The organism is Achromobacter sp., assembly GCF_049647645.1.
Classification (GTDB): Bacteria; Pseudomonadota; Gammaproteobacteria; order Burkholderiales; family Burkholderiaceae_B; genus Achromobacter.
The window spans coordinates 1-10312 of sequence record NZ_JBARYB010000017.1; the positions used below are offsets into that span (position 1 = coordinate 1).

Consider the following 10312-nt stretch of genomic DNA (forward strand, 5'->3'; position numbering starts at 1 on the left):
AGTTCCGCCCGCGCGCGGATGCCGGGCCGGGCCGCGTCCGGCGGCGCGGCCAGCGGCCCGAACAAGGCCAGTGATTTGACCCTGCCCGGGTGCGTCACGGCGAGATGCTGAGCCACCACGGTTCCCAGCGAATGTGCGGCGACATGCGCCGCATCGGCGTCCAGCTCATCCAGCAGTCCAGCCAGCGCCTCCACATAGGCCGCGATGGACAGACGCTTGACGCCCAGCGCCGAGCGCGCGCTGCCCGGCAGGTCGGGACGGATGACCCGGAACCCCTCGAATGCGCCCATGATGGGCGTCCAGGTATTCGACGAGCCGCCCAGGCCGTGTATGCACAACAGTGCCGGCCCCTTGCCGTCGATCTCAACGGCCATGCCGTTGACGTGTTGCGTGCTCATGCTGCCGCCTCCTTTGTCAGTCCTGGTCTGCGCCGTCGTTGCGCCGGCAATTTTCAGGACTGTATCGGCGCGGGCATCTGCGCGCTTATCGCCGGGTGCGCGGACTTATCGCAGAGTCAGATTTTGTGCCTAGTGAATACACCTAGGACGGACAAACGCGCAAACACCCATAAAATTCCCTGAGCGCCGCACCCGCCCGTTCACAAGCCCTGGCTTGCGCGACGAGGCGATAAGAAAAACGGGAGACACAGATGCAGGAGACCTATGCCTTGCACGAGGGCGCGTTCGGCCGCGCCGTCGTGCTGGAACTGCGCGACGACCTGATCCCGCACGCGCATGCGGAGGTGCAACTGGCCCTCTGGCTGGGCGGCGCGCGCGTGTTGGGGCATGTCGGCCAGACTCCGGTCCCCTACGGCGAGCACCTGGCGCTCGGCACCAATACCTACGAATCGCACGACGCCAGGCTGCTTGAACGATCCGGCCCGGCCATCTTCCTGGTTCTCTACATCGCGAAGCCCTGGCTGGACGAACGGCGCGCCGCCACCGGCCGGCCGTTCCATTTCGAGGCGCCCGGCGTCCCGATAGACGCGGCCGTGCGCCAAGGCTGTTGGCGCCTGCTGGATAAAATCGTCGCGCCGCACGAACACCCGGGCGCCGACCTGGATGCAGAGGTCGAGGCCCTGCTGCAAGCGGCGATCGAATCGTCCACCGGACCGGAACGCCCGCGCAGCCTCATGCCCGCCGCGCCGGCGCTGGACCGCAGGCTGCGCGCGGCCATCGCCTACATGCGCGAGCATGCCCATGAACCGATAGCAGTGGAAGAAGTCGCCAGCCGGGTGGGCCTGTCGCGCGGCCACTTCTTCGCGCTGTTCCGCGACCAGCTCAACACCACGCCGCAGGTCTTCTGGAGCGCGGTGCGCGTGGAGGAAGCCGTGCGCCTGCTGGTGCACCAGGAACAACCCCTGACTTCGGTGGCGCTGGATCTGGGCTTCTCCACGCCCGGCAATTTCTCCCGCTTTTTCCGCGAACACATGGGCGTGTCGCCGTCGCGTTTCAGGCGGGCGGCGACCGGCGCGGCGCAGCATCTGCTGACCGGCGTACCGTGAAGGCGACGCCAGCCGGCAACCCGCCTCAGGCGGGGCTGGCGGCGGTCGCCCGCTTTTGCCGCAGCAGGGACAAGGCCGTATCCTCGATCATGTCTTCCTGGCCCCCTATCATGCCGCGGCGCCCCATCTCGACCAGGATCTCGCGCGCCGGAACGCCATACTTCAGTTCCGCGCGCTTGGCAAAGAGCAGGAACGAGCCATACACGCCGGCATAACCCAGCGTCAGCGCGTCGCGGTCGATGCGGATCGGGAAATCCATGATGGGGACCACCAGGTCTTCCGCCACGTCCTGGATCTTGAACACGTCGACGCCCGTCTCGGCGCCCATCAGGTCCAGCACCGACACCAGCACTTCCAGCGGCGTGTTGCCCGCTCCCGCCCCCAGCCCGGCCGCGGCCGCATCGATGCGCACCGCGCCGGCCTCGATGGCGGCGATGCTGTTGGCCACTCCCATGGCCAGGTTATGGTGGCCATGGAATCCCAGTTCCGTCTCCGGCCGCAGCGCGCCGCGCACGGCTTCCAGGCGGGACTTGACGGTATGGGGCAACAGATGCCCAGCCGAATCCGTGATGTAGATGCAATTGGCGCCGTAGCCTTCCATCAGTTTGGCCTGCCGCACCAGCCCTTCCGGACTGTTCATGTGGCTCATCATCAGGAAGCCCACCGTGTCCATGCCCAGCTTGCGCGCCTCGGCGATATGCTGCTCGGCGGTGTCCGCCTCGGTGCAGTGCGTGGCCACCCGGAGGGTGTGCACGCCCAGCGCATGCGCGCGCCGCAGGTCCTCGACCGTGCCGATGCCCGGCAACAGCAAGGCGGACACCTTGGCCTGTTTCATGACCGGAATCACGGCCGACAGGTATTCCTCGTCCGAGTGCAAGGGGAAGCCATAGTTGACCGATGCGCCCCCAAGGCCGTCGCCGTGGGTGACTTCCAGCAGCGGCACGCCTGCATCGTCCAGGCCGCGCGCAATCGAGACCATCTGATCCAGCGTGATCTGGTGGCGCTTGGGATGCATGCCGTCGCGCAGCGTCATGTCGTGCAGTACGACTTTCTTGCCTTTCAATTCCATGTTCTTCATCTCCTAGTTTGCTGCCTGGGCGGCGGACGCCAGCATCTGCTCGGCGAACATTTCGGCGCTGCGCACGGCCGCCGCGGTCATGATGTCGAGATTCCCCGAATACTTGGGCAGGTAGTCGCCCAGGCCCTCGACCTCAAGGTAGACCGACACCCGGTTGCCGTCGAACACCGGTCCGTTGACCAGGCGATAGCCCGGCACGTACTTCTGCACCTCGGCGATCATGGCGTGCACGGACTCGGTGATGCGGGCCTGGTCCGGCTCGCTCTCGGTCAGGCAATGGACCGTATCGCGCATGATCATCGGCGGCTCCGCCGGATTGAGGATGATGATGGCCTTGCCCCGCTTGGCGCCGCCGATGCGCTCCACCGCGCCGGCCGTGGTCCGGGTGAACTCATCGATGTTCTTGCGCGTGCCCGGTCCCGCCGAGCGCGAGGACACCGTGGCCACGATTTCGCCATACGCCACCGGCTGCACGCGCGACACCGCGTACACCATGGGAATGGTCGCCTGGCCGCCGCAGGTCACCATGTTGACGTTGTTCTCCTGCCGGCCCGCCAGATCCTTGAGGTTTACCGGCGGCACGCAGTAGGGGCCGATAGCGGCCGGCGTGAGATCGATCACCTTGACGCCCAGCGCGGTGAGCTTGTCCGAGTTCTCCTTGTGGACGTAGGCGCTGGTGGCGTCGAAGGCGAAGCGGATGTTGGCCGCCGCCACGTGGGGAAGCAAGCCGTCCACGCCGTCGGCGGTGACCTCAAGACCCATGTCCCGCGCGCGCTTCAACCCGTCCGATTCCGGATCGATGCCCACCATCCAGACCGGTTCCAGCACCGCGCTGCGCTTCAGCTTGGCCAGCAGGTCGGTGCCGATATTGCCCGAGCCGATGATCGCGGCCCGCAGTTTTCCTGACATGCTTTACTCCTGGTTTGATAGAAAAAAAGAACGCGGACCCGCTAGTTGCCCATCAGGCTCAACGGCGCCAGCGAGAGCGCGGGCACATATGTGATCGCCAGCAAGGTGACGATCATGGCCGCGATGAAGGCGAGGGAGCCGGCCGCGGCTTTCTCCAACGGAATGCCGCCGATGCGGGCGCCGACGAACAGATTCACGCCCACCGGCGGCGTCACCATGCCTATCGCCAGGTTGACGATGATCACGATGCCGAAATGCACCGGATCCACGCCGACCGCCATAACCACCGGCAGCAGGATGGGCGTGAGGATGATGATGGCCGCTATCGTCTCCATGAACATGCCGACGAACAGCAGCAGCGCGTTGATCAGCAGCAGGATGACGATGGGGTTGTCCGTCAGGTGCACGATGTAGTCGGCGATCAGGAACGGAATGCGCTCGATCGCCAGCACGCGCCCGAAGATCGTGGCCGTGCCGACGATCACGATCACGGTGGCCGAGGTCAGCGCGGACCCGGCGATCACCTGGTACAGCCCCTTGAACGTCAGTTCCTTGTGCACGAAGGCGCCGACGACAAAGCCGTAAAGCACGCCGACCGCAGCTGCTTCCGTGGGCGTGAACACGCCGCCGTAGATGCCGCCCAGGATGATGACAGGCGCCAGCAGCGCCCACTTGGCATCCCACACCGCCGCAGCGATTTCTCGGCCGCTGTAGCGGCGGTCCACGCCGCGGTAGCCATGCTTGCGCGCGCTGAAGTACGCGACGATCATCAGACCCACGCCTATCAGCAAGCCGGGGATGATGCCCGCCAGGAACATCTTGGTGATCGACACATTGGCCGACACCGCATAGATGATCATCGGGATGCTGGGCGGAATGATGATGCCGATGCTGCCCGCGGCGGCGATCAGGCCGACGGAATAGCCCTTGTCGTAGCCCTGCTGAGCCATGGCGGGCAGCATGATGCCGCCGATGGCCGCTACCGTGGCGGGCCCCGAACCGGAAATCGCGGCGAAGAACATGCAAGTGACGATGGCGATGATGGCCAGCCCGCCGGTATAGCGGCCGAACAGCACGTTGCCCACATTGAGCAGGCGCCGCGACAGTCCGCCCTGCCCCATCAGATCGCCGGCCAGGATGAAGAACGGCACCGCCATGAGGGGAAAGGAATCGATGGAGGTGACCAGGCCCTGCGCGATGTAGCTGCTGCTGACCTTGCCGCTGTAAAGCAACGCGACCGCGGAGGCCAGGCCCAGGGAAATGGCGATGGGAACGCTGAGTATCAGGAGCGCCAGGAAACTGCCGAACAGCAATAGCGAAATCATGCCCGGCCCCCTTGGCGCAACGCGCCCAGCTCGAGAAAAATGCTCTGGATCAGCCGCAGGATGACCAGCCCGAAACCCACGGTGGGCGCCAGATAGATCACCCCCATGGGCAACCCCAGCGACGAAGAGGTCTGCCCGAACTTGAAGATCTTCAGCGTCAGCGCGTAGCCTTCCTTCACCACCAGCGCGGCGAACACGATGAACAGCAGATGCGACAGGACCACGAAGCAGGCCTTCAGGCGGCCCGGAAAGCGGGAGATCGCCGCTTCAACGCAGATATGCGCATTACGCTTGACGGCGTAGCTCACGCCCAGGTAAGTGGCCCAGATGAAGCAATAGCGCGCCAGCTCTTCCGACCAGGCCAGCGAGCTGTCCATGACGTAACGCATGAAGACCTGCGCGCAGATCAGCAGCGACATGGCCGACAGCAGGAGCACGATCAGCATCTCTTCCAGATGCTTGTCTAGAAATTTCCACATGGTGTCGTAGTTCCGGAGACAGCCGGCTTGCGGCGGGCAGCGACCCGGCCGCGCCACCGCGCTTGCGGTTGCCGGCTTGAACACGCGCGCCCGCCAGCGGCGCGCGCAAGGATGAGACGGCTTCGGCGCCGCGGGCGCTCAGCTACCCGCCTTGTTCACTTCAGCCACGATCCTGTCGACGATGGTGCCGCCCACCTTCTTCTTCACCATCTCCTGGATCGGCCCCATCTTGCCGGAGAACGCCGACAGTTCCTCGGGAGTCAAGGCGGTGAAGGTGACCGTCGTCATCGCGGCTTCGGCCTTCTCGTCGGCCTTCTGCGCCAAGTCGCGCTGGTAGGCGGTGGTGTCCTTGACCGCCTGTTCGAGGATCTTCCTGTCGGCATCGCTGAAGCGCCCGTAGACGTCCGGATTGATCAGCAGGGGCCAGGGCGAATAGACATGGTTGGTCTTGGTGATGTACTTCTGCACCTCGTCGAACTTCATGTCGTAGAACAGGTTGATCGGGCCTTCCTGCGCGTCGAAGGTACCCTGCTGGAGCGCGGTGAAGAGCTCGCCGAAGGCCAGCGGCGCCGGGTTGGCGCCTTCGGCCTTCCATGCGGCGATGTGCACTTCGTTTTCCATGGTCCGCATCTTCATGCCGGCCAGGTCCGCCGGCGACTTGATGACCTTCTTGCTATTGGTCAGCTGGCGAAAGCCGTTCTCCCAGTACGCCAGGCCCTTGATCCCCACCTTGTCCAGGCTGCCGAGCAGCCCTTGCCCGATCTCGCCGTCCAGCACGCGATAAACGCTGGCCCGGTCCTTGAACAGAAAGGGGATGTCCAGCGCGAAGAATTCCTTATTGAAGTTACCCAGGACGGCGGACGACACGAAGGTCATGTCCACATTGCCCAACTGGATGCTCTCCACCAGTTCGCGCTCGCTGCCCAGCTGGGAGTTCGGGAAGATCTCCATCGTGATGCGGCCGTCGGTCTTGGCCGCGAGCTCCTTGGCCAGATGTTCCAGAGCCAGGTGCCCGGTGTTGCTGGTGGACGCGGCATGGCCCGCCTTGAGCACGATCTTTTCCGCAGCGGCCGCATAGCCTGCGTAGCTGGCGGCGAACATGCCCAAACCCGCCGCTATCGTCGCGGACCGGAACAGCTTTCTTGTGATACCCATCATCATTTCTTTGTCTCCAACAATGCGCTGTTCCCCAGGGAAACAGACCTTTCTTCTGCGGAAAATCAGCGGATCCAACTGCGCTGACGCGCGGCGGTTTCCTGGCCTTTGACGCTCAGTTGGACGCCGCAGGGCCGGTTGTGTGTGCCGTCGGCGCATTCTAGATTGATGCTAAAATTTTTTCAAACCCTGAGAACATCTCTCAACATATGAGAGATTATAAGAACGGCATAAACGTGAAAGACACGTCAAAAGGAGTGATGCACATGAAGATTGCGGCGCCTGAAGCGGCATCGGTTCCGTGGAGCCCGGAGCAAGTGCTGGCTGCGCTGCGGCGCGAACCTGGCATCGGCGAGGTATTGACGGGCGCCGACATCGACGGCAAGCACCTGCATGACTGGAGCGATGAACAAGGCGGAACCCCGCTGGCGTTGGCGCGTCCGCGCAGCACGGGCGAAGTCGCCCGCCTGCTCGCCTTGTGCCACGCCGCGCGTTGCCCGGTAGTGCCGCAAGGAGGCCTGACCGGCTTGGCCGGCGGCGCCGTGCCGGTGGAGCGCTGCGTGCTGGTTTCCATGGAGCGCATGTCCGGCGTCGTGGAAATCGATGCCGCCTCGGCCACCATGACCGTACTGGCCGGAACGCCGCTGCAGACCATCCAGGAGGCCGCCCAGGCAGCCGGATTCTTCTTCGCCCTGGACCTCGGCGCGCGCGGCTCGTGCCAGATCGGCGGCAACATCTCCACCAACGCCGGCGGCAACCGGGTCATACGCTATGGCATGGCACGCGACCTGGTGCTGGGCCTGGAGGCCGTGCTGGCCGACGGCACCGTGCTTTCCATGATGAACAAGATGGTCAAGAACAACGCCGGCCCCGATCTGAAGCACTTGTTCATCGGCACCGAAGGCACGCTGGGTATCGTCACGCAGGCGGTGTTGCGCCTGCATCCCGGCGTATCAGGCGCCAACACGGCGCTGGTGGCCGCGCCCGACTTCGGGTCGGCCATCAAGCTGCTGCGGCATGCGCAGCAACGCCTGTCCGGACAGGTCAGCGCATTCGAGGTGATGTGGCAGGACTACTACCTGGCAGCCACCACCGCTGGCGGCATAGCCGCGCCGCTGCCCGCCGTCCATCCGCTTTACGTGTTGCTGGACCTGCAGGCGGCCGCGCCCGAGGAAGACGCGGCCAGATTCGAAGCCGTGCTGGAGCATGCGCTTGCCGAAGGCTGGATCGCCGATGCGGCCATCGCGCAATCGCACGCAGATGCCGAGGCGTTCTGGGCATTGCGCGACTCCATCTCGGAGATGCTCAAAACCTATGCGCCCACCATCAACTTCGACGTATCCGCGCCCATTTCGCGTATCGAGGAATGCGTCGGGCGCATGAGACAAGCGCTGGCCCGGGACTTCCCCTCAGTGCAGGCGATCTATTTCGGCCACGTGGGCGACGGCAATGTGCATATCGTGGTCGGCCCCTTGCCGGCTGACGGACATCGCACGGAAAAGCATATCGAAGCCGCGTTCTACGGCATCGTGCGCAGCCTGGAAGGCTCGGTCTCGGCCGAACACGGCATCGGGTTGCACAAGCGGCCATGGCTGCACTACAGCCGCAGCGAGGCGGAGCTGGCGCTGGTCCGTCAGCTCAAGCAGGCCCTGGATCCGCTCGGCATCATGAACCCTGGCAAGATCCTGGCCTAGACCGTTCCCCTGGCCCGATCTTGCCGGCAGGCGCCTGAAGCGGCGCCTGCTCCTCAGCCCTGGCTGCTGCCAAGTTCCGCGCTGATCCTGCGCGCCGCTTCGCATACCACCGGCACCAGCGCGGCCATGCGCTTTTCATCCATGTATTCCAGGGTGCTGGAGACGCTGACGGCCGCGACCGTCTTGCGGCGGCCGTCGCGGATGGGCGCCGCCACGCAGCGGATGGACGGCTCGTCCTCGCCCGTGTCATAGGCGTAGCCGGCCTGCGCGTAGTTGCGCATCAGCTTCAGCCATGCGGCTTTCGATACAGGCAGGCGCAGCAGATGGCGCTGATTTTCGTAGATGGCTTCCCACTCCTGCTCGCCAGCGTCGAGCAGCAAGGCCTTGCCTACCCCGGTGGATATCAGCGGCTTGCTGCCGCCGATGCGCGAACTGATCTCGATCGCGCGGCGGCTGGCGATCTTGTCCAGATAGATGACCAGCCCATGATCCATGGTCGCCAGGTGCACGGTATCGGATGTCTGGTCCGCGAGGCCTTGCAGGATGGGGCGCGCAATCTGCGTCAACTCCACTTCCGAATACGCGTGGAACCCTAGCTCCAGCAATTTCCTGCCCAGCATGTAGCCGCGCTGCGGATCGCGCTTCAGATAATTGCGCCGCGCCAGCGCCAGAACCATGCGATGCACCGTGCTGTAGGTCATGCCGGTGTGCTGCGCGATATCTCCCAGATCGCTGACGCCCGCGGCCACGGATTCGATGATGTCCAGGCCGCGCAGCAGCGTCTGGCTGGCGGCCGGTTCGGGGCGCGCGGCCTTGTCCTTTTCCTTGGTCTTGGCCGTCTTGGAGGACATCTCTGCTTGCTTCACCTGTTTCACCATACCGCCGCGTGCATTGCGTGCCGCGCATCCAGTTCGCCCAAGACTCTTGATCCGATGATGCCAGAGTCCCGCCGACGGTATTCTACGGTATTGCGTATGGCGCAAGCGCCTGTGTTTCGGCGCGGATCGGCCTGTCCCTGTTGAAATGCGCGCCCCGGCTTTCGTCGCGCGCGCTGGCTGCACGCACAATAAGATCCGCAACCAGGGCCAGGTTGCGCAGCTCCAGCAATTCCAGACTCACGCCCTCACGCAACAGCCGCGCCTCCAGTTCCACGCGCAGCGGTCCAATGAAGGCGGCCGCGCGCGTGAGCGACGCGTCGCTGCGCAGCACGCCCACGTCCCGGCTCATCAGCTGGCGCAAGTCCCGCCGCAGGGTCGCCAGGTCCGAGGACGCCGGACGGGTCCTTCCGTCGGCGGCCCGCAAGCGGCTTGCCGTTGGCAACAGCGCCTGACCCAGGATGTCCTGCGCGGCCGCCCTGCCCATGACCACGCATTCCAGCAGCGAGTTGCTGGCCAGGCGGTTCGCTCCGTGCAGTCCGGTGCAGGCGGCCTCCCCCACCGCATATAAGCCGGGCAGATCGCTGCGCCCCGCCATGTCGGCGACGATGCCGCCGCAGGTGTAGTGCGCGGCGGGCGAGACCGGAATGGAAGCCTTGGAAATATCGATGCCCAGCGCCAGGCAGCGCGCATGGATGGTGGGAAAGTGCGCCCGCAGGAACGCCGGCGGCTGGTGGCTGATGTCGAGGTGCACGCATTCCAGCCCGTGGCGTTCGATCTCGTTCTGGATGGCGCGGGCGACGATATCGCGCGGCGCCAGCTCGGCGCGCGGGTCATGCGCCGGCATGAAGCGGGCGCCGTCCGGCAGGCGCAGAACGCCGCCCTCGCCGCGCACGGCCTCGGAAATCAGGAAGCCGCCCGCCTGCGGGTGATGCAGGCCGGTCGGATGGAACTGCGTGAACTCCAGGTTGGCGACCCGGCAGCCTGCGCGCCAGGCCATGGCGATGCCATCGCCGGTGGCGGCGGCCGGCGCGGTCGTCGTCTGGTATGCCTGCCCCGCGCCGCCGCTGGCCAGCACCACCTGGGCGGCCGCCGCGTCGAAGATCCGCCCGCTGCGCAGGTCCAGCAATCGCACGCCTAGACAGCGCGCGCTTGCGGCGCCCGGGGCGCCGTCCTGGATCAGGTCCACGGCGCAATGCGCTTCCAGCAGCGTGATGCCGGAGTGCCGCCGCGCCCGCTGCTCCAGCGCCGCGATGATGGCGCTGCCGGTCGCATCCGCCGCGTGGGCGATGC

Annotated in this window: 10 protein-coding genes; 2 read left to right on the forward strand and 8 right to left on the reverse strand. The window is 65.5% G+C overall.

Translation table 11 applies throughout. The features are described from left to right. Nucleotides 1-398, reverse strand: a 398-nt coding sequence (locus WBB14_RS01915; RefSeq protein WP_424238330.1) for an alpha/beta fold hydrolase, incomplete at its 3' end; no start/stop codon positions are given. A 251-nt stretch (nt 399-649) separates the two neighbouring features. Between WBB14_RS01915 and WBB14_RS01920 the strand changes: the two genes are divergently transcribed. Continuing rightward, nucleotides 650-1504, forward strand: coding sequence for a helix-turn-helix domain-containing protein (locus WBB14_RS01920; protein WP_424238331.1), 855 nt, complete (start codon nt 650-652; stop codon nt 1502-1504). A 25-nt stretch (nt 1505-1529) separates the two neighbouring features. Here the strand turns inward: WBB14_RS01920 and dmpG are convergent, their stop codons facing one another. The 5 genes from dmpG to WBB14_RS01945 form a co-directional block, all read right to left on the reverse strand. Beyond that, nucleotides 1530-2573 (reverse strand): 4-hydroxy-2-oxovalerate aldolase, encoded by a 1044-nt coding sequence (gene dmpG / locus WBB14_RS01925; protein ID WP_424238332.1) that lies wholly within the window; start codon nt 2571-2573, stop codon nt 1530-1532. A 12-nt stretch (nt 2574-2585) separates the two neighbouring features. Further along, on the reverse strand, nt 2586-3491 hold the full coding sequence (locus tag WBB14_RS01930) for an acetaldehyde dehydrogenase (acetylating) (RefSeq protein ID WP_424238333.1): 906 nt from the start codon (nt 3489-3491) through the stop codon (nt 2586-2588). A gap of 41 nt (nt 3492-3532) precedes the next feature. After that, complete coding sequence (locus WBB14_RS01935; RefSeq protein ID WP_207469314.1) at nt 3533-4816, reverse strand: TRAP transporter large permease; 1284 nt, start codon at nt 4814-4816, stop codon at nt 3533-3535. After that, nucleotides 4813-5295 carry a TRAP transporter small permease gene (locus WBB14_RS01940; RefSeq protein ID WP_424238334.1) on the reverse strand — a complete coding sequence of 161 codons (483 nt, stop codon included), beginning with the start codon at nt 5293-5295 and terminating at the stop codon, nt 4813-4815. The genes WBB14_RS01935 and WBB14_RS01940 overlap by 4 nt, the downstream gene beginning before the upstream one ends. Nucleotides 5296-5433: 138 nt before the next feature. Beyond that, nucleotides 5434-6456, reverse strand: a complete 1023-nt coding sequence (locus tag WBB14_RS01945) for a TRAP transporter substrate-binding protein (RefSeq protein WP_424238335.1) — start codon at nt 6454-6456, stop codon at nt 5434-5436. Between the two features lie 260 nt (nt 6457-6716). Here WBB14_RS01945 and WBB14_RS01950 point away from each other — a divergent pair, with 260 nt between their 5' ends. Then, a complete protein-coding gene (locus WBB14_RS01950) occupies nt 6717-8144 on the forward strand; it encodes an FAD-binding oxidoreductase (RefSeq protein WP_424238336.1) in 1428 nt (475 codons plus the stop codon). Between the two features lie 53 nt (nt 8145-8197). On the opposite strand, the gene WBB14_RS01955 is transcribed toward WBB14_RS01950, so the two are convergent. Both WBB14_RS01955 and WBB14_RS01960 read right to left on the reverse strand, forming a co-directional pair. Further along, nucleotides 8198-8995, reverse strand: coding sequence for an IclR family transcriptional regulator (locus WBB14_RS01955; protein WP_041655857.1), 798 nt, complete (start codon nt 8993-8995; stop codon nt 8198-8200). 109 nt (nt 8996-9104) lie between these two features. Continuing rightward, nucleotides 9105-10312 (reverse strand): L-aspartate oxidase (locus WBB14_RS01960; protein ID WP_424238337.1); only part of this gene is annotated, 1208 nt, incomplete at its 5' end.